The organism is Bradyrhizobium sp. CCBAU 53421, from assembly GCF_015291625.1.
Taxonomy (GTDB): domain Bacteria; phylum Pseudomonadota; class Alphaproteobacteria; order Rhizobiales; family Xanthobacteraceae; genus Bradyrhizobium.
This window is the reverse complement of record NZ_CP030047.1, coordinates 1,430,174-1,456,006: the sequence shown is the minus strand read 5'-3', so window position 1 is coordinate 1,456,006 and position 25,833 is coordinate 1,430,174. Positions and strand designations below refer to the sequence as shown.

Sequence of the window (25,833 nt, the reverse complement as noted above, 5' to 3'; positions counted from 1 at the left end):
GGACATCATCATGCGCTGGCTGAAATTCACCGCCGCAGGCACCACCGCATCTTGGGGCCTCGTCGAGGGCGACACCGTCACGGCCGTGAACGGCGATCCGTTCGGTGAGTGGACCAAGACTGCGAAGACCCACGCCCTGAAGGACGTCAAGATCGAGCTGCCGCTGATCCCGCGCACCTTCTACTGCGTCGGGCTGAACTATCTGAAACATCTCAAGGAGGCCGCCGATAAAGCCGGCACCGTGCCGAACGTGCCTGATCGTCCCGAGATCGGCTACCGCGCGCAGAACGCGCTGATCGCCCATGACGAGGACGTCATCATCCCGGCGGGCGCGACCGAGAAGATCCATTACGAGGGCGAGCTCGTCGTCGTGATCGGCAAGAAAGCCAAGCACCTGACCGAAGCCAACGCAATGGACTGCGTGTTTGGCTACACCATCGGCAACGACGTCTCCGAGCGCAGCTGGCAGAAGGCCGACCGCGGACTGTGGCGCGCCAAGAACGCCGACACCTTCAAGCCGATGGGTCCGTGGATCGAGACCGATATCGATCTCGACCGCATGGAGACCGCGATCCGCGTCAACGGCAAGGAGACCGGCCGCTTCCGCACCAACGAGATGATCTTCGGCATCGTGCCCTTCCTCGTCGAGCTGTCGAAATACTTCACGCTGTCGCCCGGCGACGTGATCTGGATGGGCACCGACGGCGCCTCGCCGGACCTGAAGGACGGTGACGTGGTGGAGATCGACATCACGGGGATTGGCACGCTGCGGAATAGGTTCGTGAAGGAGAAGGCGTGAAGGCGCGTGCAGCCCTTGACCCGTCATCCCCGCGCAAAGGCTTCGCCTTTGCGAGGGGATGACGTGGATAAGGTTGGTCGCACGTCCCTCCAATCGTCGTCCCGAAGAAGGCCAGTGGGGATGGTTCGCAATTCAAGATGTCCAGCAACGCGGTGTCATCACCCGCGCATGCGGGTGATCCAGTATTCCAGAGACGGTCGTACTTAAGCCGAGAAGCCGCGGCGTACTGGATCGCCCGGTCAAGCCGGGCGATGACAGTTGAAGATGGGAATACGGCTTCGCGTCCTTGACCGCAGTGTCGTCAGCGCCCCGCCGCCGACTTGCTCTTCACGTGACCGATGAACGCGCGCAGCTTTGGCATGATCTGGCGGTGGCCGGGATAGTAGAGAAACACACCGGGCGTCGTCGGCGCGAATGCATCCAGCACGCGGACGAGCTTCTTCTCCTTTGCGAGGCCTGATATCAGCGGCGCCGGCACTTGCGCCAGTCCGACGCCCTCGACCGCCGCGCCGACCAGTGTGGGGAAGTCATGGCCGATGAAGGAGCCGGTGACGGCAAGCTCGATCGAGCGGCCGTTGTCGTTCAGCGACCACGGCGCGAGCCCGCCGTTCGATCGCCGCAGCCTGAGGCACGCATGCGCCCGCAGATCGTCCGGGCGCTTCGGCCGGCCGCGGCGCGCGAGATAATCCGGGCTGCCGACGACGGCGAACGGAAACGGCTTGGTCAGGCGCACCGCGACCATGTCGGGGTTGATGAACTGACCCATCCGGATGCCGGCATCGAAACCGCCGGCGGCGAGATCGACCAGCTCCTCGCTTGCGGCGAGCTCGACCTCGATCTCGGGATAGGCCTTGCAGAACGAGGCGATCAGCGGCTCCAGCAGGATCGGCACCACCGAGCGCGGCACGGTGAGACGCAACAGCCCGGCCGGCTTCTGCCCGAGCTCGCGCGCAGCGCCGCTGGCGGCGACCAGCTCCTCGAACGCCGGCCGTGCGCGTGCCAAAAATCGTTCGCCGGCCTCGGTGAGGCCGACGCTGCGGGTGGTGCGGATGAACAGCACGGCGCCGAGCCGCGCCTCGAGCGCGCGCACCGCCTGACTGATCGCCGACGGCGTGACGGCGAGCTCGGTTGCCGCGCGACGGAAACTGCGGTGCTGGGCGACGGCCAGGAACGCCTCGACACCGTCGAGCGCGCCCTGCCTGACTGTGAAGTTCTGCTTCATGGCCCGTCAACATTATCGCGAATAGTCGCGCACGGGAAGCCGGCCTACATCGGAGCCACAGGCAGCCGTACCGCAAGGCGCGCTGCTCCAAGCGACATCACGACGACAGTCGTGAACGGAGACCTGCGACCGATGAAAACGATCCGTCACACCCTCCTTGCCCTCACCCTCACTTTGACAGGCTCAACCGCCATGACCGCTCCCTCGCTTGCCCAGGCCCAAACACAGGCACAAGCCCCCTCCACCATCACCACCGGCGTGATCGTGATCCTGACCGTCAAGGCCGGCGTCACCCGCGACCAGGTGATGGCCGTGATGCCGGATGAAATCCGGCAGACCGTGCAGCTCTATCTCAACGGCAAGGTGCGCGAATGGTATGCGCGTTCCGATGGCCGCGGCGTCGTCTTCCTGCTCGATGCCAAGGATACATCCGAGGCGCACGCGATCATGGAGGGGCTGCCGTTGTCCAAGCTCGACATCATGGACCACGACTACATCGCGGTCGGCCCGCTGCTGCCGCTGCGCCTGCTGCTCGCCAAGCCTTAAGCGTCAAGCCGTGAGCCCTCCGAGGTCGAACCTGATCGACGGGTTCGACCTCTCCCTCCGGGTCGACAAACAGAGGATGCCGGCCGTGCCAGTCAGTCTCAACATTCCATTCCTGCTCAGCGTCGCCGGAGCATTTCTGACAAGTGCCGTCGTGGCCGTCACCTATGTCTGGCCGGCGCTCCGCACGATGCCGCGGCATAATGCGCTCCGGCTGCTTGCGGCGTTCCATGCCTTCCGGTTTCTCGGGATGAACTTCATGGTCACAGGCTTCGTGTCGCCGGAGGTGAACCCGGTGTTCGCCGGCGCGGTCGGCTGGGGCGATCTGACCGCCGCAGCTCTCGCGCTGCTCGCGATGGCGGCACTGTCGTGGCGCTGGCCGATCGCCATTCCGATCGTCTGGCTCTTCAACATCTGGGGCACGCTGGACCTTCTCAACGCCTATTACATGGGCGCGACGAAGAACGCGGATCCCGGCCTGTTCGGCGCCGGCATCTATATTCCGGCGCTTTACGTGCCGCTGCTGCTGGTCAGCCATGTGATGGTGTTCATGCTGCTGATGCGGACGAAGTCGGTGGAACATGTGCAAGGACCGTCATCCTGAGGTGCGAGCGGAGCGAGCCTCGAAGGATGCACGGCCCGGCTGGTGGCCGTTCGCCCTTCGAGACGGCCGCTACGCGGCCTCCTCAGGGTGACGGGACAAAAGGTTGAACCCACGGCTCCACATCGTCGTCGGACCACATCACCCTAAAACGGCAGCGCCACGCCGGTCTTGATCTCCTTCAGGATCACGTTGGTGCGGACATGCCGAATGCCGGGAATCCGGAACATGAACTCGTCGAGGAATCTATTGTACGCATCCATGTCGCGCACGACGACGCGCAGATGATAGTCGGCGTCGCCCGTTGTCGCGAAGCATTCCAGCACCTCGCGGCGCTGCATCACCCGCGCGACGAACTCGTCGACGAATTTGACGTCGTGCCGCTCCAGCGAGACGTGCAGGATCGCCGAGGTGGCAAAGCCCGCCTGCTCGCGCGCCACCAGCGCCGAGTAGCCTGAAATGACGCCGGACTCCTCCAGCGCGCGGACCCGGCGCCAGCACGCCGAGGTCGACATCCCCACCGTTTCCGCGAGCTGCTGGTTGGTGGCGCGGCCATCCCTTTGCAGTTCGGCGAGGATTTTTTCGTCCTGCTCTTCGACCATTGCGCGGCTCCAATTTGGTAGATTTTACCAAATTGCGCCAACTGTAGCAATATCGTGCCGATTCTGGCCCTACGAATGAACAGATAGGTAAGACCTACCAGGCCCACAGGCATACCCTCGTGCGATCAGACAGCGTGATTCCACGGGGGGTCAGTCATGGGCCAGATGCCGTTGCTCGACGCCTACCAGCTCTCCGAACGCTATAGCCGCGAACGCGGCCGCGTCTTCCTCACCGGCACGCAAGCAATCGTGCGCATCGCGCTCGATCAGATCAGGCGCGACCGCGCGAGCGGCCTCAACACCGCGGGCTTCATCTCCGGCTATCGCGGCTCGCCGCTCGGCGGCGTCGATCTCGAACTGTGGAAGATCAGCGAGCGGCTGAAGGAGAGCCGCATCGAATTCCTGCCCGCGGTCAACGAGGACCTCGCGGCAACCGCCGTGCTCGGCTCGCAGCAGGTCGAAACGCAGCGGGACCGCGAGGTCGATGGCGTGTTCGGGTTGTGGTACGGCAAGGGCCCCGGCGTCGATCGCTCCGGCGATGCGCTGAAGCACGGCAATGCCTATGGCTCCTCGCCGCATGGCGGCGTGCTTGTGGTCGCCGGCGACGATCATGGCTGCGTGTCATCCTCGATGCCGCATCAATCCGATGTCGCGTTCATGAGCTGGTTCATGCCGACGTTGCATCCGGCCGATGTCGGCGAGTATCTCGCGTTCGGCGAATACGGCTACGCGCTGAGTCGCTTCAGCGGCATGTGGGTCGGCTTCAAGGCGATCTCGGAGATCGTGGAGTCAGGCGCATCGGTCGAGCTGCAGCCGCCGCGGGTGTTCGTGCAGCCGGATTTCGTGCCGCCACCGGGCGGCCTGCATTATCGCTGGCCGGATCTGCCGGGCCCACAGATCGAGGAGCGGCTGGAAGCCAAGAAGCACGCCGTCTACGCTTTTGCAAAAGCCAATCCGATCGACCGCCGCATCTACGACATCGGGGATGCGACCTACGGCATCGTCACCACGGGCAAGGCGCATCTCGATCTGATGGAGGCGTTGCGGCTGGTGGGACTGGACGAAGCCGCCTGCCGCCGCTTCGGCATCGACATCTACAAGGTCGGCATGGTGTGGCCGCTCGCGCTGCATGATGCGATGGAGTTCGTGAAGGGCAAGCGCGAGATCCTGGTGGTCGAGGAGAAACGCGGCATCATCGAGAGCCAGTTCAAGGAATATTTCTACGACTATCCCGGCTCCAAGCCGGAGCGGATGGTCGGCAAGCACGACGAGAGCGGCGCGCGGCTGATCTCCTGGACCGGCGAATTGTCGCCACGGATGCTGGCCGACGTGCTGGCGCGGCGGCTCGATCCGATGTTTCCGGAGCTGCAACTGGCTCGCCGCGTCGCCGCGCTCAGGCCCGAGCAGGATCGCACGATCGCAGTGCCCGGCGCGACCCGCACGCCGTATTTCTGCTCGGGCTGCCCGCACAACACCTCGACCAAAGTGCCTGAGGGCTCCAAAGCGCTGGCCGGCATCGGCTGCCATTTCATGGCGAGCTGGATGGACCGCGAAACCTCGTCGCTGATCCAGATGGGCGGCGAAGGTGTCAACTGGGCGGCGTCGTCGAAATTCACCGGCAACAGCCACGTGTTCCAGAACCTCGGCGAAGGCACCTACTATCACTCCGGCTCGATGGCCATCCGGCAGGCGATCGCGGCCAAGGCCAACATCACCTACAAGATCCTGTTCAACGACGCGGTGGCGATGACCGGCGGCCAGCCGGTCGACGGCCCGGTCAGCGTGCAGGCGATCGCGCACATCGTTCGGGCCGAAGGCGTCGCGCGGATTGCACTGGTGTCGGATGATCCCGCGCAGTTCTCGCCGGCGGACCTGCCGGTGGGCGTCACGATCCATCCGCGCGAGGAGATGGACGCCGTGCAGCGCGAGTTGCGCGAAATTCCAGGCGTCACCGTGCTGATCTATCAGCAGACCTGCGCCACCGAGAAGCGGCGGCGGCGCAAGCGCGGCACGATCACCGATCCTGCCCGCTTTGCTTACATCAACGATCTCGTCTGCGAAGGCTGCGGCGACTGTTCGGTGGAATCGAATTGCCTCAGCGTCGAGCCCAAGGAGACGCCGTTCGGCCGCAAGCGCAAGATCAACCTCTCGACCTGCAACAAGGATTTTTCCTGCCTCAACGGCTTCTGCCCGAGTTTTGTCACCATCGAGGGCGGCAAGCGCCGCGCGAAGAGCGCAAGCGCGGTCGATCCGCTGGCGCGCGCGGCGGCGCTTCCGGCGCCGGAGCTCGCGCCGCTCGACAAGCCCTACGATCTGCTGGTCACCGGCGTCGGCGGCACCGGCGTCATCACGGTCGGCGCGCTGATCGCGATGGCCGCACACCTCGAGGGCCGCGGCGTCTCGGTGCTCGACTTCACCGGCTTCGCGCAGAAATTCGGTCCGGTGCTGAGCTTCCTGCGACTGGCGGCCGAGCCCGCCGCACTTCACCAGGTGCGGATCGACCAGGGCGCGGCGGACGCGCTGATCGGCTGCGATCTCGTGGTGAGCTCGTCGGCCAAAGCGTCCGGCACCTATCGCAAGGGCATGCGCGCCGCGGTCAACATCGCGGAGATGCCGACCGGCGACGTGGTGCGATTCCGCGATGCCGACCTCGCCTCGCCGGTTCGCTTGCGCGCCATCGAGCGGGTGATCGGACCCGGCAACCTCACCACCATCGACGCCAATGTGCTGGCTGAGCGGCTGCTCGGCGACAGCGTGTACGCCAACATCATGATGCTCGGCTTCGCCTGGCAGCAGGGCCTGGTGCCGGTGTCGCTGGAGGGGCTGACGCGCGCGATCGAGCTCAACGGCGTCGCGGTGGAGCGCAACAGGCAGGCGTTCGCCTGGGGCCGGCTCGCCTTCGCCGACCCGGAGTTTTTGCCTAAGGCTGAGAACGCTGATGCCAGCGCGCCGGAGACGCTGGAGCAGATGATCGCGCGTCGTGCCGATTTCCTCCGGGAGTATCAGAACGAGGCCTATGCCGCACGCTACCGTGCGACTGTCGATCGCGTCCGCCGCGCCGAGGCCGCGCTCGGCGGCGCCCGCGAAGAAGGTGCGCCCCCTCTCCCGCTTGCGGGGGAGGGTTGGGGTGGGGGTTTCTCCACGAGTCCTATCGCGGAGAGAGCCCCCACCCGTAACGCATCTGGCGATGCGTTACGGCCTCCTCCGCAAGCGGGAGAGGCGGACGGAGCGCGCGATAAGACCGAGCTCCCTCTCACCGACGCCGTGGCGCGGTCGCTGTTCAAGCTGATGGCCTACAAGGATGAATACGAGGTGGCGCGGCTGCATATGCAGACCGGCTTCCTCGAAACCCTCAAGCGCGAGTTCGATGGCGATTTCACGGTGCAGTACCATCTCGCGCCGCCGCTGCTGCCGGCGCGGCGGGATGCGCGCGGCCGGCCACGCAAGCGCGCGTTCGGCCAGTGGATCCAGACGCCGCTCCGCTTGCTGGCGCGGCTCAAGGGACTGCGCGGCACGCCGTTCGACGTGTTCGGCTACACCGCGGAGCGGCGTGCCGAGCGCGAGCTGATCACCTGGTACGAAACGCTGATCGAGACCATGCTCGACAAGCTCGATGCCGCGCGGCTGCCCGATCTCACAGCCATCGCAAAGGCGCCGATGGAGATCCGCGGCTATGGGCCGGTCAAGGACGCCGCGATCGACAGGACCAAGGCGGAGGTGGCGCGGCTGACCGCGCAACTTACCTCCGCCCCGTCAGATACGCGCGACGGCTCAGGCCGCCGCGCCGCGCTTGGCGGGTGAGATCAGGCCGACCACGACGGTCGCAATCACCGCCACCACGATGTTGAGCAGCAGCGCACCGAGGCCAACATAGAAGGTGTAGGTGGCATCGCCGAGCGAGATGCTGGCGAGCGGCTTCAGCCCGTTGCTCCACGCCGTCCAGCTGCCCCAGCCGATGCCGACCGCCCAGCCGAGCAGCAGCCCCTCGGCACGGAACCAGGTGGTGAACAGGCCGAACACCAGCGCCGGCAGCGTCTGCACGATCCAGAGGCCGCCGAGCAGCTGGAGATCGAGCGCAAACTGCGTCGGCAGGAACAGGATGAAGGCGAGCGCGCCGACCTTGACCACCAGCGAGGTGATCTTCGCCACCGACGCCTCACCGGCATGCGAGATATCCGGATTGACGTAGGACTTCCAGACATTGCGGGTGAACAGATTGGCGGCGCCGATGCTCATCACGGCCGCCGGCACCAACGCGCCGATCGCGATTGCCGCGAACGCAAAACCCGCGAACCATTCCGGGAACAGCGTCTTGAACAGCATCGGCACCACATCGTTCGGCGACGTCACCTTGATGCCGGCGGCATAGGCCATGTAGCCGAGCAGCGCGATCAGGCCGAGCAGCAGCGTATATGCCGGCAGCAGGATCGCATTCTTGCGGATGGTATCGGCCGACTTCGAGGCGAAGATGCCGGTCAGCGTGTGCGGATACATGAAGGCGGCGAGCGCCGAGCCGAGCGCCAGCGTCGCATAAGGCAGATACTGAGCGGGCTTCAGCGTCAGCCCGGTGGCGCCGCCCTTCGCCGTGAAGGCGTCGTTGGCCGCCGAGAACACCGCGCCATAGCCACCGAGCTTCGAGGGCACCACGACCACGGCCGTCAGCACCACGATGTAGATCATGATGTCCTTGACGAAGGCGATCAATGCCGGCGCACGCAGGCCGGAACTATAGGTATAGAGCGCAAGGATCACGAAGGCGGCGATGATCGGCAGTTCGCCCGATAGCCCCATCGCCTTGATCACGACCTCCATGCCGATCAGCTGCAACGCGATATAGGGCATGGTCGCGACCAGGCCGGTCAGCGCCACCGCGAGCTCGAGGCTACGCGAGCCATAGGCACCGTGGACGACATCCGCGGCGGTGACGTAGCCGTTGGCATGCGCCTTCTTCCACAGCACCGGCATCACGGCGAACACGAAGGGATAGACGATGATGGTGTAGGGCAGCGCGAAGAAGCCGTAGGCGCCGACCGCGTAGACCAACGCCGGCACCGCGATCACGGTGTAGGCGGTGTAGAAATCGCCGCCGACCAGGAACCAGGTGATCCAGGTGCCGAACTGGCGGCCGCCGAGGCCCCATTCGTCGAGATGCTCGCTGACCGGGCCGGATTTCCAGCGCGCGGCGAAGAAGCCCATCACGGTGACGAGGGCGAAGAAAAAGATGAAGACGGAGAGCGCCACCCAGGCGATATGATCGGTCATGGCTCTCCCCTCACCGCTGCTCGTCGGCGTCAGGCTGCCGGCTGCGATAGACCAGCCAGATCAAGAGCGAGGAGATCGGCACCCAGGCGAGCTGGTACCAGTAGAAGAACGGAAAGCCGAACAGCGAAGGTTCGAGGAAATTATAGAACGGCACCCACAGCAAGCCGATGAACGGCAGCAGCAACAGAATCCACATGGCTCTCTCCCAGCCCGGGGTGTGATCCAAACCGGCGGGGGTGCCGGCGTCCCGTCATCAACGACCCCAGGAACCATTCGTTGCGTCTAGAATCACAGTTACGGCATGGCGATGCAAAAAGATGTGATCGCTGGGGCTCGCGGCCTATTCGGCCTTGATGCCGGCGTCCTGGATCACCTTGCGCCAGCGCCCCTCCTCAGCCGTGAAGTAGCGGTCGAGCTCGGCCGGGGGCTGTGCCACCATCACGAGCCCCTCATTGACGCTGAGCTTCCTGAAGGCCTCCGCCTGCACAGCCTTGGCCGCGGATTTGTTGAGGCGATCGATGACGTCGGGCGGCGTGTTCGCAGGTGCGTAAAGGCCGTACCAGGATTCCGCGGCGTAGCCCGGCACGCCGGCTTCGGAGACCGTCGGCAATTGCGGAAATGACGCCGAACGCTCGGCCGAGGTCACGCCGATCGCGCGCAGCTGCCCGGCCTCGACCAGCGAGGCACAGCTTGCGACCGTCGTGAACATCACCTGGATCTGGCCGCCCAAGAGGTCGGTGATCGCGGGTGCTGCGCCCTTGTAGGGCACGGTGGTGAGGTTGACGGAAGCCATGTGCTTGAACAATTCACCGGCCAGGTGCGCCGAGGTGCCGGTGCCATAAGTCCCGTAGGACAGTTTTTCCGGATCGGCCTTCGCAGCCGCGATCAGATCGGCGATCGACTTGATCGGCGAAGCAGGATTGACCACGACGACATTGAACGAGCGCGCCACCAGCGCCACCGGCACAAAATCCCTGTGCGCATCGTAGGGCAGCTTGCGGTAAAGGCTCGGGTTGACCGCGTTGGCGAAGGTCGCCATCAGCAGCGTGTAGCCGTCGGCCGGGCTCGCCGCGACGCTTTGCGTGCCGATGATGGTGCCCGCCCCCGGCTTGTTCTCGATGATGACGGTGACGCCGAGATCCTTCTGCATCTCCTGCGCCAGCGTGCGCGCCACGACATCGGTGCCGCCGCCCGGCGCGAACGGCACCACGATCTTGACGATATGATCGGGATAGAAGGCGCGCGCCGGTGCCTGCAGCAGCACGTTTGCTGCGATCGCGAACAGGATGGCGGTCAGGTATCGCAACATCGTCAACGGCCCTCGCGACAGATGAGGCGACCTTCATACACGCCGACGCCATGCAAGGGATGCCGGGTGGTCATGACGCGGAAGGAAGCGCTGCGCTGCCCAGTCCCGTCATCCTGAGGAGCGCGTAGCGCGTCTCGAAGGATGCACGGCCACAACCGGGCCGTCGATCCTTCGAGACGCGCGCAAGTGCGCGCTCCTCAGGATGACGGAGATAGATTTGCGTGCGCAGTTCTTTCCACGTTCATCACGAATACGGATTGATCAGCTTCTGCTGCTCGGTGGCGTGATGCACCAGGAGATCGATGAAGACGCGCACCTTCGCCGAGAGGTGATGGCGGTGCGGGTAGATCGCGTTCATGGTGAGTTCGACCGGCCGATACTCCGGCAGCAGCCGGACCAGCTTCCCCGATTCGAGTTCGTCGCGGACCAGGAAGCCCGCCGCGAGGAACACGCCGACGCCGGCGAGCGCCGCGAGCTTCAACGTCTCGCCGCTGTTGGAGACGAGATTGCCCGCCACCTTCACCGCGGCCGGCGCGCCTTTGCGGTCGACGAAGTGCCACTCATCCCCGAACGGGTAGTTGATGTGGCGAACGCAATTGCGGCTCGTGAGGTCGGCGAGCAGCGTTGGCTTGCCGTGCGCCTGGACGTAGTCGTGCGAGCAGCACAGCACGTGCCGCCAGGTGGCGATACGGCGCACGATCAGCGCGGAATCGCGCGGCTGGATCATCTGCACGGCGAGATCGAAATTCTCGTCGAGCAGGTCGGCCGAGCGTTCGCCGATCATCAGGTCGATCTTGACCTCGGGATAGGTCGCGAGGAACTCGGTCACCGTCGACGACAGGAATTGGACCAGATGAGTGTTGGTGAAGATGCGCAGCGTGCCGCGCGGCACCGATTGCTGCGCGCCCGCGACCTCATCGGCCTGCTCGATGTCGGCGAGGATCTGGACACAGCGGTCGTAATAGGCCTGGCCGACCTCGGTCAGGCTGACCTTGCGCGTGGTGCGGTTGAGCAGCCGGGCACCGAGCCGGTCCTCCAGCGACTGGACGTGATTGCTCACCATGGTCGTGGACATGTTGAGCTTGCGGCCGGCCGCGGAAAAGCCGCCGGAATCCACGACCCGGACGAAGGCGGTCAAACTGGTCAGGCGATCCATACGGCAAGGTCCGGATTATCAGCGCTGGCTTGATAATGCTTCCAGTTTTATCGGGATTATCACAGCGGGCGGGACATTGCATCTAAGGGGCGTACCCGGCGCCCTTGCTGGAAGGACGCGAATGTTCGGCCAGGAGACGATCATGTCGACCACGACCTATATCCCTGAAGAAACTACAAAAATCGGCCTGCGTCCGTCCCGGAAGATGATCAAGCGGGTGGCGCTCGGTCTCGCCGCCGTGCTCGGCGTCGCCGTCGCTGCCGACTTTGGCTACGACTACGTCACTACCGGCCGCTATCTCGAATCGACCGACGACGCCTATGTGAAGGCGGACTCCACGATCATCGCGCCGAAAGTGTCAGGCTACATCGCCCGCGTGCTGGTCACCGACAACCAGGCCGTGAAGGCCGGCCAGCTGCTGGCCGAGATCGACGACCGCGACTACCGCACCGCGCTCGGTCAGGCCAAGGCCGACGTCAGCGCGGCCGATGCCTCGGTGCGTAATCTCGATGCCCAGCTCGAATTGCAGCAACCGATCATCGACCAGAGCACCGCCGACGTCACCGCCGCCGAGGCCAATCTGAAATTCGCCCAGGAGGAGCAGAGCCGCTACGACGGGCTGATGAAGTCCGGCTCCGGCACCATTCAGCGCGCCCAGCAGACCGACGCGGCGCTGCGCAGCAATACGGCGCAGTTGCAGCACGCGAAGTCGGCGCTGTCGGCGGCGCAGCGCAAGGTCGACGTGCTGACCACGCAGCGCGCCCAGGCCGTCGCGCAGGCCGACCGCGCGCGCGCGGTCGAGCAGCAGGCCGAGTTGAACCTGTCCTACGCACAGATCACTGCGCCGGTCGACGGCACGGTCGGCGCCCGCACGCTCCGCGTCGGCCAATATGTGCAGGCCGGCACGCAGCTGATGGCGGTGGTGCCGCTCGATGCGGTCTATGTGGTCGCCAATTTCAAGGAGACGCAGCTGACCCATGTGCGCAACGGCCAGCCGGTCGAGCTCACCGTCGACAGTTTTCACGGCACCACGCTGAAGGGCCATGTCGACAGCCTCTCGCCGGCCAGCGGCCTCGAATTCGCGCTGCTGCCGCCCGACAACGCCACCGGCAACTTCACCAAGATCGTGCAGCGCGTGCCGGTCAAGATCGTGCTCGACGATCAGAGCCTCACCGGCCTCTTGCGGCCGGGCATGTCGGCGATCCCGACCGTCAACACCAAGGCGACCGTGCTGGCCGAGCGCGAGGAGAAGCGACGGCTGGCGTCGGCGACACGGCCGAACGGCGGCTAGCGCCAAACATTGCTTCCACTGGCTTGACGCGATTGATCACCGCATCGGTGGTCGATCGCGTTTTGCTGTGCCTTCGTCCAACCTCTTCTCCTTCGCTCCGAGCACACCGGCGGAAGGGCTCCCTCCCCCCTTGCGGGGGAGGGTTGGGGAGAGGGGCGACCTTGCACTGAAGCCTGTTGGTCTGCGATGACGCCGATGTCGAGAGTGACGCGCACGTCAGTATCCGAAGTGGCTTGCATAAATCTCCGACGTCAGGGCCCGGAGCCACCCCTCTCCCCACCCTCCCCCGCAAGGGGGGAGGGAGCCTGAGAGGTGTGCTCACCTCACTACTCAACATCACGCAGACCGACGCAACGTCGAGCCGCTGGCCGTAGCGCGCGGCCGCAGTGGCAGCCACGTGATTATCAACTTCGGCCGGACAATCCTTCCAGCCTTTCCCGGATTATCGAAAGCGGCCGCCTAATACATGTTGTGCGGGCAAGCAAGGACGACCCCGATGACCGCGCTCCAGCCCACAGCCGATACAGCCAACGCTGCCGATCTCGCCAAACCCGCAAAGCCAGCGACACCAGCGGTCCCGACCCGGACATGGGTCGCGGTGGTCGGCGCCACGCTCGGCGCGTTCATGGCGGTGCTCAACATCCAGATCGTCAATGCCTCGCTGGCCGACATTCAAGGCGGCATCGGCGCGGGCATCGATGACGGCGGCTGGATCTCGACCTCGTATCTGATCGCCGAGATCGTGGTGATCCCGCTGTCCGGCTGGCTCGCCCAGGTGTTCTCGGTGCGCATCTACCTGCTCACCAATGCGTTCCTGTTCCTGGTGTTCTCGGGCGCCTGTGCGCTGGCGCAGGACCTGCCGCAGATGATCGCGCTGCGCACCGTGCAGGGCTTCACCGGCGGCGTGCTGATCCCGATGGCATTCACGCTGATCATCACGCTGCTGCCGAAGGCGAAGCAGCCGATCGGGCTGGCGCTGTTCGCGCTGTCGGCGACGTTCGCGCCGGCGATCGGCCCGACCATCGGCGGCTATCTCACCGAGAACTGGGGCTGGCAGTACATCTTCTATGTCAACCTGGTGCCCGGCGCCGTGATGATTGCGATGCTGTATGTCTCGCTCGATCCGAGCCCGATGAAGCTGTCGCTGATCCGCCAGGGCGATTGGCTCGGCATCATCACCATGGCGATCGGTCTTGCCGCGCTGCAGACGGTGCTGGAAGAGGGCAACAAGGACGACTGGTTCGGCTCGCCCTTCATCCTGCGCCTGTCGGTGATCGCGGCCGTGGCGCTGATCGCCTTCCTGATCGTCGAATTCACCGTCGAGAAGCCGCTGCTCAATCTGCGCCTGCTCGCCCGCCGCAATTTCGGCTTCGGCATGCTGGCCAATTTCCTGCTCGGCATCGCGCTGTACGGCTCGGTGTTCATCCTGCCGCAGTATCTGGCGCGCATCCAGGGCTACAACGCCGAGCAGATCGGCATGGTGCTGGCCTGGACCGGCCTGCCGCAGCTCGTGCTGATCCCGCTGGTGCCGAAGCTGATGCAGCGCTTCGACCCCCGCATCGTGATCGGCGTCGGATTTGCGCTGTTCGCCGGCTCCAACTTCATGAACATCTACATGACCAACGACTATGCGGCCGATCAGTTGCTCTGGCCGAACGTGGTCCGCGCCGTCGGTCAGGCGCTGGCATTCGCGCCGCTGTCGGCGGTTGCGACGGCCGGGATTGAGGCGGAGAATGCCGGATCGGCGTCGGCGTTGTTCAACATGATGCGCAACCTTGGCGGCGCCATCGGCATCGCCGGGCTGCAGACGCTGCTGACCAAGCGCGAGCAGTATCACTCCAACGTGCTGATGCAGTCGGTCTCGATGCTGGAACAGGCGACCCGAACGCGGATTGAGGGATTGACCCAGTATTTCCTGAACCACGGCGTCGCCGATCAGGCCGACGCCACCCACCGCGCGATCGCGGCGGTCGGCAGGGTTGTGCAGAAGCAGGCCTACATCCTCGCCTTCAGCGACACCTTCTATCTGCTCGGCGTGGCGCTGATCATCGCACTGGTGGCGGCGCTGTTCCTGAAGAAGCCGGGCCAGCTCGCTGGCGGCGGCGGTGCACACTAGCTCTTTTTACCGAACCCATAACCAAGGAGAATGACCATGAAACCCCGCATGAACTTCTACCAGGCCGCCCCCGAGACCATCAAAGCGCTGGTTGCGGTCGAAGGCCAGATCACGGCGAGTGGTCTCGAGCAATCGCTAATCGAGCTGGTCAAGACCCGCGCCTCGCAGATCAACGGCTGCGCCTACTGCATCAACATGCACACCGAGGACGCCCGCAAGCATGGCGAGACCGAGCAGCGGCTCTATCTGCTCAACGCCTGGCGCGAATCCCCGCTCTACAGCGAGCGCGAGCGCGCGGCGCTGGCCTGGACCGAAGCGCTGACGCTGGTTGCAGAGACGCATGCGCCCGACGCCGACTACGAGGCGGTGCGCGCGCAGTTCACCGACAGCGAGCTGGTCAACCTGACCACGCTGATCGGCGCCATCAACGCCTGGAACCGGATCGCGATCGGTTTCCGCGCGGTGCATCCGGTGAAGGTGAAGGTCGCGGCGTGAGGGCGATACTGTCCGCCATATATTCCGCTGTCATGCCCCGCTTCATGCGGGGCATCCAGTACGCCGCGGCGTTTCGGCTCAAGCACCGCGGTCTCTGGAATACTGGATCGCCCGGTCGAGCCGGACGATGACAGCGCGGAGCGTGGCGCGAGTGCCTTAAACCGCGGTCGCGCGGGCGAACTCGACGTAGATCTCGCGCAGGCGGTCGGTGATCGGGCCGACCTTGCCGCTGCCGACCTGCTTGCCGTCGATCGCGACCACGCCCTGCACGAACACCGAGGCGCTGGTGATGAAGGCTTCCTTGGCGGCGAGCGCTTCCTCGACCGTGAAGGCGCGCTCCTCGATGCGAAGCTGGCGCTCCTCGGCGAGCTTGACCACCGCCTTGCGGGTGCAGCCGGGCAGGATCGCGTTGCCGTTCTGCCGGGTCACGATGACGCCGTCCTGGGTCACGATGAAGGACGACGACGAGCCACCCTCGGTGATCTTGCCGTCCTCGATCATCCAGGCCTCGCCGGCGCCGGCCGCGGCCGCGGCCTGCTTGGCCAGCACCTGCGCCAAGAGCGCCACGCTCTTGATGTCGCGCCGCTCCCAGCGGATGTCCGGCACCGTGATCACGTTGATGCCGGTCTTGGCCGACGGCGCGTTGATGATGTCCTTTTCCGAGGTGAACATCACAAGGGTCGGCTTGACGTCAGCCTTCGGGAAGGCGAAGTCGCGCCCCTTGTCGGCGCCGCGGGTGACCTCGAGATAGACCATGCCGTTGACGAGGTCGTTGCGCTTGACCAGCTCCTTCTGGATCTCCTCGATCCGCTCCAGCGTCTCGGGGAGCGCGAGCTGGATTTCGCCGACCGAACGCTTGAGCCGCGCCAAATGCGAGGCGTTGTCGATCAGCTTGCCCTCGAGCACCGCCGCCACCTCGTAGATGCCGTCGGCGAACAGGAATCCGCGGTCAAACACCGAGACCTTGGCCTCCGAGTGCGGCACGAACGAGCCGTTGACGTAAGCGATCTTTTCCACGCGAGTTCTCCTGCGGACGAAGGGGTTTCAGGCCTTCGTATACGCAAATTGTTGACGGGGATAAAGCCTCCCGCCGGGCGCCCGTGAACTGCGCAAATCCACTACCGTCACCCCCGCGCAAAGGCTTCGCCTTTGTCGCTGGAGGAGCGCGCCGTTGCGCGCGTCTCGAAGGGTCGACGGCCCGGCTGGTGGCCGCGCATCCTTCGAGACGCCGCTTCGCGGCTCCTCAGGATGACGGGTCTGGCTGGTGCGCCCCGTCAGTGCTGCAAGATCTTCGACAAGAACTTCTGCGCGCGGTCGCTGCGCGGGGTGCCGAAGAAGTCGGCCTTCTTGGCGTCCTCGACGATCTCGCCGCGGTCCATGAAGATGACGCGGTCGGCGACCTTGTTGGCAAAGCCCATTTCATGGGTCACCACCATCATGGTCATGCCCTCGCGGGCGAGGTCGACCATGACGTCGAGCACCTCGCTGATCATCTCGGGGTCGAGCGCCGAGGTCGGCTCGTCGAACAGCATCGCGATCGGGTCCATCGCCAGCGCGCGGGCGATCGCGACGCGCTGCTGCTGGCCGCCGGACAATTCGGCGGGAAACTTCTTGGCGTGGTCCTTCAGCCCGACGCGCTCCAAGAGCTTCATGCCCTTGGCCATGGCGTCGTCATGCTTGCGGCCCAGCACCTTCTCCTGCGCGAGGCAAAGATTGTCGACGATGCGCAAATGCGGGAACAGCTCGAAATGCTGGAACACCATGCCGACGCGGGAGCGCAGCTTCGGCAAATTGGTCTTGGGGTCGTTGACCTTGACGCCGTCGAGCGTGATGTCGCCGCCCTGGATCGGCTCCAGCGCGTTGACGCATTTGATCAGGGTCGACTTGCCCGAGCCGGACGGCCCGCAGACCACCACCACCTCGCCCTTGGCGACGCTGGTGGTGCAGTCCTTCAGCACCTGGAAGGTCGGCCCGTACCACTTATTGACGTGATTGATCTCGATCATGATGGCTCAGCTTTTTTGTTTAGGCATGACCTTGTCGGAAAACCGGTTCCCACTTTTCCGGGTCATGCCTTAGCGAACAATGGCAATCCGCGCCTGCAGGCGGCGGACGCCAAAGGACGCGACACAGGAAATGACGAAGTAGACCAGCGCGGCGAACAGATACATTTCGACCAGGCGGCCGTCGCGCTGCGCGACCTTGCTGGCGGCGCCGAGGAAATCCGGGATCGACAGCACGTAGACCAGCGAGGTGTCCTGGAACAGCACGATGGTCTGCGTCAGCAGCACCGGCAGCATGTTGCGGAACGCCTGCGGCAGCACGACGTAGCGCATCGACTGCGCGTAGGTCAGGCCGAGCGCGCTGGCCGCGGCCGGCTGGCCCTTCGAGATCGACTGGATGCCGGCGCGCATGATCTCGGAGAAATAGGCCGCCTCGAATGCGATGAAGGTGATCAGCGAGGAGGCGAAGGCGCCGACCGTGATCGGCCGCGACGCGCCGGTCAGCCACTGCCCGATGTAGGGTACCAGGAAGTAGAACCAGAAGATCACCAGCACCAGCGGCAGCGAGCGGATGAAGTCGACATAGAAGCCGGCGATGCGCCCGAGCACCTTGTAGCTCGACAATCGCATCAGGGCGATCAGGGTGCCGAACACGAGGCCGCCGAACGCGGCGAGCGCCGTCAAGGTCAGCGTGAAGCGCATGCCCTCCAGGAACAGATAGGGCAACGCGCGGCGGATGACGTCGAAATCGAAATTGCCGAGCATCGTCATTTGCCCGTGATGTAGCCGGGGATCGCGACGTAGCGCTCGAGGAAGCGCATCGCGGTGACCACGACGAAATTGAGGAGAAGATAGAGCACGGTCGCCGCGGTGAACGCCTCGAACACCTGGAACGAGAATTCCTGCATCGAGCGCGCCTGGCCGGTCAGCTCGATCAGGCCGATGGTGATGGCGACCGCGCTGTTCTTGATGGTGTTGAGGAATTCGGAGGTCAGCGGCGGCAGGATGATGCGGAACGCCATCGGCAGCAGCACGTAGCGATAGGTCTGCACCGTGGTGAGGCCGAGTGCGGTCGAAGCCTGCTTCTGGCCGCGCGGCAGCGAGGTGATGCCGGCCTGCAACTGCACGGCGACGCGCGCCGACATGAAGAGGCCGACGCCGATCGCAGCGGTCCAGAACGGCGCGTTCGGCATCTGCTTCAGCCACAGCCCTGCGGATTTCGGCAGCAGCTCGGGCAGCACGAAGAACCACAGGAATAGCTGCACCAGGAGCGGCATGTTGCGGAAGAACTCGACCCAGCAGAAGCCGATCCATGACGCCGTCCGCGACGGCAGCGTGCGCAACACGCCAATCACCGAGCCCGTGACCAGCGCGATGATCCAGGCGAGCACCGATACCTTGACGGTGACCACCAGTCCCGACAGCAACAGGTCGAGATAGGTGCCGGTCCCCATCGGGTTCGGCTCGAGAAAGATGTGCCAGTTCCAATTGTAGTTCACGGGTCCCCCGCGCTCTCGCGCCGATCACGCATTACGCCGACATCACGCGCGGCGTCTATGCAAATGTCCGGCCATTCTCCTCCAAAATGGCCGGACACGCTTGGTTTCGGGACCCGCCGCCGAACGGCGACGGGTCATGTGCAACCTGAGATCAGTTCACCAGATACGCATCCGGGTCGGGCGAATCCGACGGCTTGGCAAACTGCTTCTTCATCTCCGGTCCGGCCGGCGAGTTGAGATTGAGGCCCTTCGGCGGGATCTTCTGGGTGAACCACTTGTCATAGATCTTCTGGCCCTCGCCGCTGGTGTAGAGCGCCGCGGTGGCAGCGTCGACGACCTTCTTGAACGGCGCGTCATCCTTGCGCAGCATGATGCCGTACGGCTCCGGCTTGGAGAACGCGTCCTTGGAGATCACGTAGTCGTCCGGCGACTTCGAGCCGGCGACGAGGCTCGCGAGCAGGATGTCGTCCATCACGAAGGCGACCGCGCGATCGGTCTCGACCATCAGGAAGGCCTCGGCATGATCCTTGGCCGGGATGATATTGACGCTCAGCCCGCGCGCGAGGTTGGCCTCGGTGAGCTGCTTGATGTTGGTGGTGCCGGCGGTCGAAACCACCGTCTTGCCCTTCAGGTCGTCGATCGAGTTGATCTTGTTCGCCTTCTTGGTGACGTAGCGGCTCGCGGTCAGGAAGTGCGAGTTGGTGAAGGAGACCTGCTTCTGGCGCTCGGCATTGTTGGTGGTCGAGCCGCATTCGAGGTCGACGGTGCCGTTGGCCATCAGCGGAATTCGCGTCGCCGAGGTCACCGGGTTGAGCTTGACCTCGAGCTTGTCGAGCTTCAGCTCCTTCTTCACGGCGTCGACGATCTTGTAGCAGATGTCCATCGCGTAGCCGACCGGCTTCTGGTTGTCGTCGAGGTAGGAGAACGGGATCGAGGAATCGCGATAGCCGAGCGTGATCGCGCCGGTGTCCTTGATGTTCTTCAGGGTTCCCGTCAGCTCCTCGGCCTGCGCCCCGCTCGCGCCGAGCGCGGCGGCGAGCGCGAAGCCGATCAGATATTTGCGTGTCATACGTCTACTCCTTGCGTGGAAACGGTCGATTTACTGCATGAGAATGTCGGCGAGGACGGGTGCGATGTAGCGGCGAAACTGGTCCGGATTCTCGCTCATCGGAAAATGACCGAGCTTCTCCATGATCGTGACGCTGGCGCCCCCTATAGCCGCTGCCGTCCGCCTCGTGTCCTCGGGCGTGCAGGAGAAATCATACTCGCCCGTGAGGAGATAGAGCTTGCATACTTTAGTATCGATTGACGCGACCCGGCCGCGCAGGTCGCCGTCGACACGGTAGAAATACAGGTCGCCCTTGAACACGCCGGGACCGCCCTGCTTGTAGGCCCACAGCGTTTCCATCCGCGCAGCTTCAGGACTTTGCGGCGCAACCAGTCCCGACACCAGCGCAGCGCAGACCTCGCCGCCGTGAACGTCCGCGCGGTTCAGCCAGTCGGTGTCATACCACGGCGCCTGGAAAGCCGCAGCCTCGAGCCCGATCAGCGCGCGGAACTCGGCGGCATGTTCGATCGCAAGGTTGAGCACGATGCGGCCGCCGATCGAGCAACCCATCACGACGGGCTTCTCCAGCCGCAACGCACGGCAGAAGGCGCGGATGGTCTCGGTGTATCTGATGGTGGTGAGTTGGTATTCATCGCCGGTCCAGCTTTTCGGCGGATTCGACTTGCCATGCCAGGGCATATCGAAGGCAATGACGCGGAAATTTTCGGCAAATTGCGCGTCCGCGAGCAGATGCCGCCACTGCCGCGCGTCTGATCCCGCGGTGTGCAAGCAGACCAGCGGAATGCCCTTGCCGTTCTCCTCGAAATAGATCCGGTGTAGCTCGCCGCCGATCTCGACGTGGACGTAGCGGCCGACCATCGGCTCGATATGGCCGTGCATGACAGTGCCGCTCATGACACGGCCGCCGCGAAATGCTGCCGCGGCAGTGCCAGCAGGTCCTTGAAGTATTGCAGATGCGCCATGAAGGGATGCAGATCGCCTTCCAGCACCGCCTCGCCGCGCTTGGTCAGCGCCAACAGATCGTGCCAGCCGGGTTTCGGCTCGGCCTGCCAGTAGGCCGCCCAGGCCTGCGGCGTCGCGCGATAGGCAAAGCGCCACGAGCGCATCAGCACCGGCGCGGGCACGAGCTCGACGATGCGCCCAGCGCGGATCGCGGCGTGAAACGGCCGCGCCACCGGGCCGAGCAGGCAGTCGCAATCGAGCAGCCGCCCCCGCGCGACCAGCCCGGGAGCCTGGTCGAGCAATGCGGGAAGGCCGGCAAACGCGCTGATGACGGCGTCGTCGGTGGCGTCAAGCGAGGGCGTCATCAGACGGACAGGTTTCCTGCGGCAGGCGGCGGCATGATGACGGCAACCGCCTGTTCTCGCAAGGCACTGATACCCTTGGGTTCCTCAGATTAATCGCTTGATTAAACCCAGCTTCCGGGTCTCGCCGCCAACCGGTGGACCACCCGCCATGCTGCCAAACGCCGCCAATCGCATCAGACCAAAGGCGGCAATAATTCCGCGGCTCGGCACGATGCGGCAGACCAATTGTCGCATGCGCGGCTTCACGGCGGATTAGCTCTTCCGTTGCCTGCCCTGTTCTGTCCAATGCGCTGCGTCCCTGCTGTGGCAGGGACGATCGATGCCAACACCGGACAGAACGGGGTCGCGAACGCAACGCGATCGCAAGGGAGAATTCGAGAATGTCGCAGAGCAATCGCTTGATGGTCCTGCTCGCCGCTGCCGGCATGCTGGTGTCAGCAGCAGCAGCGCAAGCGCAGGAGTACCCGACCAAGCCGATCACGCTGATCGTGCCATGGCCGGCGGGCGGCTCGACCGACATCTCGATGCGCGCGATCGCCGAGAGCGCCTCAAAGGTGCTGGGCCAGCCGATCGCGGTCGACAACAAGGCGGGAGGCGGTGGCACCGTCGGCCCCGCAACCATGGCCGCCGGCGCCAAGCCCGACGGCTACACCATCGCGCAGATTCCGATCACCGTGTTCCGCCTGCCCTTGATGCAGGAGGTGTCGTGGGATCCGGCGAAGGATTTCTCCTATATCGTCCACCTCACCGGCTACACCTTCGGTGTCACCACCAACGTGGAGTCGCAGTTCAAGACCTGGCAGGACGTGGTCGATTTCGCCAAGAAGAATCCCGGCAAGGTGACCTATGCGACGCCGGGCACCGGCACCTCGCTGCATATCGGCATGGAGCAGATCGCCCTGATGGCCGGCGGGATCAAGCTGACCCAGGTGCCGTTCAAGGGCGGCGCCGAGACCAACGCCGCGGTGCTCGGCCAGCACACCATGCTGCAGGCCGATTCCACCGGCTGGCGACCGCTGGTCGACGCCGGCAAGCTCCGGCTCTTAATGGTGTGGACCGGCGCGCGCTCGCCGAACTATCCCGACGTGCCGACGCTCAAGGAGCTCGGCTATCCCATGGTCTATGACTCGCCGTTCGGCATCGCGGGCCCCAAGGGCATGGATCCCAAGATCGTCGCCAAGCTGCACGACGCCTTCAAGAAGGCGATCGAGGACCCCGCCGTGATCGCGACGCTCGCCAAATACGACATGGTGCCGAACTACAAGAACACCGAGGACTACAAGAAGTTCGTGGTCGAGGTCACCGAGTCCGAGCGCAAGGTGATCGACACGCTCGGGCTGGCGAAGAAGTAGGACACAATCCGCCACAACCACCGGCGTCATCCTGAGGTGCGAGCCGCGCTTGCGGCTCGCCTCGAAGGATGGAGCGGGGCACCGTCGCCCTTCGAGGGCGTCGCTTCGCGCCGCCACCTCAGGGTGACGGTGAATTAAGAGCGAGCACCTCCATGACAAATCAAACCAACGTCAAATTCCGCCTCAACAACTCCGAGCTCTGGGGCGGCCTGATCGGGCTCGCCCTTGGCGCCTTCGTGATCTGGTCCGGCTTGAAGCTCAAGCTCGGCACCATCAACGATCCCGGCTCCGGCTACGTGCTGTTCTACACCGGCATCCTGATGTGCGTGTTCGCGATCTCGATCATGGTCACGGCGGTCACCGAGGGCGGCCCGACCTTCGCCTCGCGCTGGGAGAATGCGCGCTGGGGCAAGCCGGTGCTGGTCATCGTCTGCCTCGCCGCGTTCGCCTTTGCGCTGGAGCCGCTGGGCTTCCTGTTGTCGGCGATCCCGTTGATGCTGTTGCTGCTGCGCGTGATCGATCCGGTGCGTTGGTCGCTGGCGATCCCGCTGTCCATCCTTGCCCCGCTCGGAATGTGGTGGGTGCTGAAGCACCTGCTCGCGATCCAGTTGCCGAGCGGCGTGTTCGAGATCGGTTGAACGCCCATGGATACTCTTATCAACGTCGCCCACGGCCTCGGCGTCGCGCTGCTGCCGGTCAACCTCCTCTATTGCTTCATCGGCGTCTTCATCGGTACGCTGGTCGGCGTGCTGCCCGGCATCGGCCCGATCTCGGCGATGTCGCTATTGCTGCCGGTGACACTGTCGGGCACGCCGGAGTCCGGCATCATCATGATGGCCGGCATCTATTACGGCTCGATGTATGGCGGCTCGACCACCTCGATCCTGGTCAACATCCCCGGCGAAGCGGCCTCCGTCGTCACCTGCATCGACGGCCACCAGATGGCCAAGCAGGGCCGCGCCGGCCCCGCGCTCGGCATCTCCGCGTTCGGCTCGTTCATCGCCGGCACCTTCGCGCTGATCGCGCTGATGCTGGTGGCGCCCTCGCTCGCCAGCGTCGCGATCGCGTTCGGGCCGGCCGAATATTTCAGCCTGATGGTGCTCGGCCTCGTGGTGCTGACCTTCCTCACCCAAGGCTCGATGGCCAAGGCGCTGTTGATGGCCTGCATCGGCGTCGTGCTCGGCCTGGTCGGGCTCGACAGCATCACCGCGCAATCGCGGCTGACCTTCGGCCGCATCGAGCTGATCGACGGCATCGGCCTCGTGCCTGTGGTGATGGGCCTGTTCGGCGTCGCCGAGGTGCTGCTCAACACCGAGCAGGCGATCAAGCGCGACATCATCAAGACAAAGATCAGCCAGTTGCTGCCAAGCAAGGAGGACTGGAAGGCCAGCGCAGGTCCGGTGGCGCGCGGCACCGTGCTCGGCTTCTTCCTCGGCATCCTGCCCGGCGGCGGCGCGGTGGTGGCGTCGTTCGCGTCCTACGCGCTAGAGAAGCGGCTGTCGAAGCATCCGGAGCGGTTCGGCCATGGCGCGATCGAGGGTGTCGCGGGGCCGGAATCGGCCAACAATTCCGCCGCCGGCGGCGCCTTCATTCCGCTGATGACGCTCGGCATCCCGCCGAACGTGGTGATGGCGCTGCTGCTCGGCGCCTTCGTGATCCACGGCCTGCAGCCGGGACCGCTGATGATCTCGCAGAACCCGACGCTGTTCTGGGGCATCGTCGCCAGCATGTATATCGGCAATCTGATGCTGCTGGTGCTCAACCTGCCGATGATCGGCATGTGGGTGCAGCTGCTGCGGCTGCCCTACAATGTGCTGTTCCCGCTGATCATCCTGTTCACGATCATCGGCGTCTACTGCTCCAGCAACAACGTGTTCGACGTCCATGTCATGATCGCCTTCGGCGTGATCGGCTATTTCATGCGCAAGCTCGGCTACGAGCCGGCGCCGCTGGTGCTCGCCTTCGTGCTCGGGCCGATGCTGGAGAACAATCTGCGCAAGTCGCTGATCCTCTCGCAGGGCGACCTCATGACCTTCGTGGAGCGGCCGATCTCGGCGATCTGCCTCGCCTTCGCGCTGGTGCTGCTGATCGGCCCGCTGCTGCCGTCGCTGCGCAGGAAGCGCGAACTGGTGGCGCTGGATGAGGGGGCTTAGGAGCGAGCCCGAATTAAGCCGCGTCGCTGCTGGTGCTCCCTCTCCCCGTTCTTTACGGGGAGAGGGTTAGGGTAAGGGGCTGCCTCCGCATACGTGCTCACAGCGGCATTTGCGGAAGCTCCCCCTCACCCGCAACGCATCTGACGATGCGTTGCGGCCTCTCCCCGCGCGCGGGGAGAGGCGAAGAAGACCGCCGCACCATTTCACCCCGTCTTCGGCGGCCGCCCGTTCTTCGGCGCCTGCGCCATCGCGCGGGCCAGGACCTGGGCTTCCTTCTTCAGCATGTCGGCGAGCTCGCTTTCGCGGCGGCGGATGCGGTCGGTGGCGGCGCCGATCGAGAGCGCGGCGACCACCTCGCCGGCATCGTCGCGGACCGGAACGCCGACGCCGCCCATGCCTGGGAATGCGGCATCGAGCAGCACGGTGTGGCCGGCCTTGCGCGCCACGGCGATCCGCTCGCGCAGGAACTTTGGCGTGATGCGCGGCGATTTCGCCAGCCGCGGCACGATCACCTCGATCACGGCCTCGATCTCGGCATCCGGCAGCCAGACCAAAAGCGCCAGCGCGCCGGCGCCGACCCCGAGCGGACGGCGGCTGCCGATCTGCAGATAGTTCGGCTGCAGCGGATGGCTGCCGACCGAGCGCGCCAGATAGAGGGCCTCGACCCCGGAGCGCACCGACAGCAGCGCCGTATCCGCGGAGCGCTCCGACAGCCGCAGCAGGCTCGGCTGCGCCAGCTCGGCGATGTCGACCGAGCGGCGCGCGCCGACCGCCATCACCCGTGCCTCCTGGCCGAGCTCATAGGTCTTGGCGCCCGCGACGCGACTGACGAAACCTTCCTCGATCAGCGAGTTGAGGATGCGCAGCGCAGTCGCCTTGTTCAGCGAGGTGGTGTCGGCGATGTCGGTCAGCCGCAGCGGCGAGCGCTGCGCCAGCACGCGCAGGATCGCGCACACCTTCTGGATCGCGTTGAACTTGTCGGGTTGGCCCGCCTCCGGCGATGGCCTCTTGCGGCTGGTCCGTGCGGTCGCAGTCGTGGAGGCGTTCATGCCCT

25 protein-coding genes are annotated in these 25,833 nt (G+C 65.0%); 10 read left to right on the top strand and 15 right to left on the bottom strand.

The window, feature by feature from the left end; genetic code table 11:
- Nucleotides 1-10 precede the first annotated feature (10 nt).
- On the top strand, nt 11-799 hold the full coding sequence (locus XH92_RS06800) for a fumarylacetoacetate hydrolase family protein (RefSeq protein ID WP_194458557.1): 789 nt from the start codon (nt 11-13) through the stop codon (nt 797-799).
- A gap of 301 nt (nt 800-1,100) precedes the next feature.
- On the opposite strand, the gene XH92_RS06795 is transcribed toward XH92_RS06800, so the two are convergent.
- Complete coding sequence (locus XH92_RS06795) at nt 1,101-2,021, bottom strand: LysR family transcriptional regulator (protein WP_194458556.1); 921 nt, start codon at nt 2,019-2,021, stop codon at nt 1,101-1,103.
- A gap of 192 nt (nt 2,022-2,213) precedes the next feature.
- Between XH92_RS06795 and XH92_RS06790 the strand changes: the two genes are divergently transcribed.
- A complete protein-coding gene (locus XH92_RS06790) occupies nt 2,214-2,567 on the top strand; it encodes a hypothetical protein (RefSeq protein ID WP_246788293.1) in 354 nt (117 codons plus the stop codon).
- 76 nt (nt 2,568-2,643) lie between these two features.
- A complete protein-coding gene (locus XH92_RS06785; protein WP_246788291.1) occupies nt 2,644-3,168 on the top strand; it encodes a hypothetical protein in 525 nt (174 codons plus the stop codon).
- A 143-nt stretch (nt 3,169-3,311) separates the two neighbouring features.
- On the opposite strand, the gene XH92_RS06780 is transcribed toward XH92_RS06785, so the two are convergent.
- On the bottom strand, nt 3,312-3,767 hold the full coding sequence (locus tag XH92_RS06780; RefSeq protein ID WP_194458554.1) for an Lrp/AsnC family transcriptional regulator: 456 nt from the start codon (nt 3,765-3,767) through the stop codon (nt 3,312-3,314).
- A 156-nt stretch (nt 3,768-3,923) separates the two neighbouring features.
- Here XH92_RS06780 and XH92_RS06775 point away from each other — a divergent pair, with 156 nt between their 5' ends.
- Nucleotides 3,924-7,568, top strand: a complete 3,645-nt coding sequence (locus XH92_RS06775) for an indolepyruvate ferredoxin oxidoreductase family protein (RefSeq protein WP_194458553.1) — start codon at nt 3,924-3,926, stop codon at nt 7,566-7,568.
- On the opposite strand, the gene mctP is transcribed toward XH92_RS06775, so the two are convergent.
- The 4 genes from mctP to XH92_RS06755 form a co-directional block, all read right to left on the bottom strand.
- Nucleotides 7,539-9,029, bottom strand: coding sequence for a monocarboxylate uptake permease MctP (mctP, locus tag XH92_RS06770; RefSeq protein ID WP_194458552.1), 1,491 nt, complete (start codon nt 9,027-9,029; stop codon nt 7,539-7,541). The two genes, XH92_RS06775 and mctP, sit on opposite strands and share 30 nt — an antisense overlap.
- 10 nt (nt 9,030-9,039) lie before the next feature.
- Nucleotides 9,040-9,225: a DUF3311 domain-containing protein gene (locus XH92_RS06765; RefSeq protein ID WP_194458551.1), complete on the bottom strand. Its 186-nt coding sequence runs from the start codon at nt 9,223-9,225 to the stop codon at nt 9,040-9,042.
- 144 nt (nt 9,226-9,369) lie between these two features.
- On the bottom strand, nt 9,370-10,338 hold the full coding sequence (locus XH92_RS06760) for a tripartite tricarboxylate transporter substrate binding protein (RefSeq protein ID WP_194461141.1): 969 nt from the start codon (nt 10,336-10,338) through the stop codon (nt 9,370-9,372).
- Nucleotides 10,339-10,582: 244 nt separating this feature from the next.
- On the bottom strand, nt 10,583-11,494 hold the full coding sequence (locus XH92_RS06755) for a LysR family transcriptional regulator (protein ID WP_194458550.1): 912 nt from the start codon (nt 11,492-11,494) through the stop codon (nt 10,583-10,585).
- A 142-nt stretch (nt 11,495-11,636) separates the two neighbouring features.
- Between XH92_RS06755 and XH92_RS06750 the strand changes: the two genes are divergently transcribed.
- The 3 genes from XH92_RS06750 (at nt 11,637) to XH92_RS06740 (ending at nt 15,396) form a co-directional block, all read left to right on the top strand.
- Complete coding sequence (locus tag XH92_RS06750; RefSeq protein WP_194458549.1) at nt 11,637-12,785, top strand: HlyD family secretion protein; 1,149 nt, start codon at nt 11,637-11,639, stop codon at nt 12,783-12,785.
- 496 nt (nt 12,786-13,281) lie between these two features.
- Nucleotides 13,282-14,901 (top strand): MDR family MFS transporter, encoded by a 1,620-nt coding sequence (locus tag XH92_RS06745; RefSeq protein ID WP_194458548.1) that lies wholly within the window; start codon nt 13,282-13,284, stop codon nt 14,899-14,901.
- A gap of 36 nt (nt 14,902-14,937) precedes the next feature.
- A complete protein-coding gene (locus XH92_RS06740) occupies nt 14,938-15,396 on the top strand; it encodes a carboxymuconolactone decarboxylase family protein (RefSeq protein WP_194458547.1) in 459 nt (152 codons plus the stop codon).
- A gap of 156 nt (nt 15,397-15,552) precedes the next feature.
- On the opposite strand, the gene XH92_RS06735 is transcribed toward XH92_RS06740, so the two are convergent.
- From XH92_RS06735 to XH92_RS06700, 8 genes are all read right to left on the bottom strand, one after another.
- Complete coding sequence (locus XH92_RS06735; protein ID WP_194458546.1) at nt 15,553-16,413, bottom strand: D-amino-acid transaminase; 861 nt, start codon at nt 16,411-16,413, stop codon at nt 15,553-15,555.
- Nucleotides 16,414-16,670: 257 nt separating this feature from the next.
- Nucleotides 16,671-17,402: an amino acid ABC transporter ATP-binding protein gene (locus XH92_RS06730; RefSeq protein ID WP_194458545.1), complete on the bottom strand. Its 732-nt coding sequence runs from the start codon at nt 17,400-17,402 to the stop codon at nt 16,671-16,673.
- Nucleotides 17,403-17,471: 69 nt separating this feature from the next.
- Nucleotides 17,472-18,164 carry an amino acid ABC transporter permease gene (locus tag XH92_RS06725; protein WP_194458544.1) on the bottom strand — a complete coding sequence of 231 codons (693 nt, stop codon included), beginning with the start codon at nt 18,162-18,164 and terminating at the stop codon, nt 17,472-17,474.
- A gap of 2 nt (nt 18,165-18,166) precedes the next feature.
- Nucleotides 18,167-18,898, bottom strand: a complete 732-nt coding sequence (locus XH92_RS06720; RefSeq protein WP_194458543.1) for an amino acid ABC transporter permease — start codon at nt 18,896-18,898, stop codon at nt 18,167-18,169.
- A gap of 151 nt (nt 18,899-19,049) precedes the next feature.
- A complete protein-coding gene (locus XH92_RS06715) occupies nt 19,050-19,967 on the bottom strand; it encodes an amino acid ABC transporter substrate-binding protein (RefSeq protein ID WP_194458542.1) in 918 nt (305 codons plus the stop codon).
- A 30-nt stretch (nt 19,968-19,997) separates the two neighbouring features.
- Nucleotides 19,998-20,861 (bottom strand): alpha/beta fold hydrolase, encoded by an 864-nt coding sequence (locus XH92_RS06710; protein ID WP_210345539.1) that lies wholly within the window; start codon nt 20,859-20,861, stop codon nt 19,998-20,000.
- Entirely contained in the window at nt 20,858-21,274 is a 417-nt protein-coding gene (locus XH92_RS06705) for a hypothetical protein (RefSeq protein ID WP_194458541.1), read from the bottom strand. The genes XH92_RS06710 and XH92_RS06705 overlap by 4 nt, the downstream gene beginning before the upstream one ends.
- 84 nt (nt 21,275-21,358) lie before the next feature.
- Nucleotides 21,359-21,508, bottom strand: coding sequence for a hypothetical protein (locus XH92_RS06700; protein ID WP_194458540.1), 150 nt, complete (start codon nt 21,506-21,508; stop codon nt 21,359-21,361).
- 167 nt (nt 21,509-21,675) lie between these two features.
- Between XH92_RS06700 and XH92_RS06695 the strand changes: the two genes are divergently transcribed.
- The 3 genes from XH92_RS06695 (at nt 21,676) to XH92_RS06685 (ending at nt 24,779) form a co-directional block, all read left to right on the top strand.
- Nucleotides 21,676-22,626, top strand: a complete 951-nt coding sequence (locus XH92_RS06695; protein ID WP_194461139.1) for a tripartite tricarboxylate transporter substrate binding protein — start codon at nt 21,676-21,678, stop codon at nt 22,624-22,626.
- Nucleotides 22,627-22,778: 152 nt separating this feature from the next.
- Nucleotides 22,779-23,264, top strand: a complete 486-nt coding sequence (locus XH92_RS06690; protein ID WP_194458539.1) for a tripartite tricarboxylate transporter TctB family protein — start codon at nt 22,779-22,781, stop codon at nt 23,262-23,264.
- Nucleotides 23,265-23,270: 6 nt separating this feature from the next.
- The gene (locus XH92_RS06685) at nt 23,271-24,779 is read left to right on the top strand and encodes a tripartite tricarboxylate transporter permease (protein WP_194458538.1); all 1,509 of its coding nucleotides are present in this window, start codon (nt 23,271-23,273) and stop codon (nt 24,777-24,779) included.
- A 203-nt stretch (nt 24,780-24,982) separates the two neighbouring features.
- Here XH92_RS06685 and XH92_RS06680 read toward each other — a convergent pair whose 3' ends face one another.
- Nucleotides 24,983-25,828, bottom strand: coding sequence for an IclR family transcriptional regulator (locus XH92_RS06680; protein WP_194458537.1), 846 nt, complete (start codon nt 25,826-25,828; stop codon nt 24,983-24,985).
- Between the last annotated feature and the right edge of the window lie 5 nt (nt 25,829-25,833).

Bases quoted from the DNA above. Each gene is read 5' to 3' on its own strand.
- XH92_RS06800 (WP_194458557.1), top strand. From the start codon at position 11: ATGCGCTGGCTGAAATTCACCGCCGCAGGCACCACCGCATCTTGGGGC.
- XH92_RS06795 (WP_194458556.1), bottom strand. From the start codon at position 2,021: ATGAAGCAGAACTTCACAGTCAGGCAGGGCGCGCTCGACGGTGTCGAG.
- XH92_RS06790 (WP_246788293.1), top strand. From the start codon at position 2,214: ATGACCGCTCCCTCGCTTGCCCAGGCCCAAACACAGGCACAAGCCCCC.
- XH92_RS06785 (WP_246788291.1), top strand. From the start codon at position 2,644: ATGCCGGCCGTGCCAGTCAGTCTCAACATTCCATTCCTGCTCAGCGTC.
- XH92_RS06780 (WP_194458554.1), bottom strand. From the start codon at position 3,767: ATGGTCGAAGAGCAGGACGAAAAAATCCTCGCCGAACTGCAAAGGGAT.
- XH92_RS06775 (WP_194458553.1), top strand. From the start codon at position 3,924: ATGGGCCAGATGCCGTTGCTCGACGCCTACCAGCTCTCCGAACGCTAT.
- mctP (WP_194458552.1), bottom strand. From the start codon at position 9,029: ATGACCGATCATATCGCCTGGGTGGCGCTCTCCGTCTTCATCTTTTTC.
- XH92_RS06765 (WP_194458551.1), bottom strand. From the start codon at position 9,225: ATGTGGATTCTGTTGCTGCTGCCGTTCATCGGCTTGCTGTGGGTGCCG.
- XH92_RS06760 (WP_194461141.1), bottom strand. From the start codon at position 10,338: ATGTTGCGATACCTGACCGCCATCCTGTTCGCGATCGCAGCAAACGTG.
- XH92_RS06755 (WP_194458550.1), bottom strand. From the start codon at position 11,494: ATGGATCGCCTGACCAGTTTGACCGCCTTCGTCCGGGTCGTGGATTCC.
- XH92_RS06750 (WP_194458549.1), top strand. From the start codon at position 11,637: ATGTCGACCACGACCTATATCCCTGAAGAAACTACAAAAATCGGCCTG.
- XH92_RS06745 (WP_194458548.1), top strand. From the start codon at position 13,282: ATGACCGCGCTCCAGCCCACAGCCGATACAGCCAACGCTGCCGATCTC.
- XH92_RS06740 (WP_194458547.1), top strand. From the start codon at position 14,938: ATGAAACCCCGCATGAACTTCTACCAGGCCGCCCCCGAGACCATCAAA.
- XH92_RS06730 (WP_194458545.1), bottom strand. From the start codon at position 17,402: ATGATCGAGATCAATCACGTCAATAAGTGGTACGGGCCGACCTTCCAG.
- XH92_RS06725 (WP_194458544.1), bottom strand. From the start codon at position 18,164: ATGCTCGGCAATTTCGATTTCGACGTCATCCGCCGCGCGTTGCCCTAT.
- XH92_RS06715 (WP_194458542.1), bottom strand. From the start codon at position 19,967: ATGACACGCAAATATCTGATCGGCTTCGCGCTCGCCGCCGCGCTCGGC.
- XH92_RS06710 (WP_210345539.1), bottom strand. From the start codon at position 20,861: ATGAGCGGCACTGTCATGCACGGCCATATCGAGCCGATGGTCGGCCGC.
- XH92_RS06705 (WP_194458541.1), bottom strand. From the start codon at position 21,274: ATGACGCCCTCGCTTGACGCCACCGACGACGCCGTCATCAGCGCGTTT.
- XH92_RS06700 (WP_194458540.1), bottom strand. From the start codon at position 21,508: ATGCGACAATTGGTCTGCCGCATCGTGCCGAGCCGCGGAATTATTGCC.
- XH92_RS06695 (WP_194461139.1), top strand. From the start codon at position 21,676: ATGGTCCTGCTCGCCGCTGCCGGCATGCTGGTGTCAGCAGCAGCAGCG.
- XH92_RS06690 (WP_194458539.1), top strand. From the start codon at position 22,779: ATGACAAATCAAACCAACGTCAAATTCCGCCTCAACAACTCCGAGCTC.
- XH92_RS06685 (WP_194458538.1), top strand. From the start codon at position 23,271: ATGGATACTCTTATCAACGTCGCCCACGGCCTCGGCGTCGCGCTGCTG.
- XH92_RS06680 (WP_194458537.1), bottom strand. From the start codon at position 25,828: ATGAACGCCTCCACGACTGCGACCGCACGGACCAGCCGCAAGAGGCCA.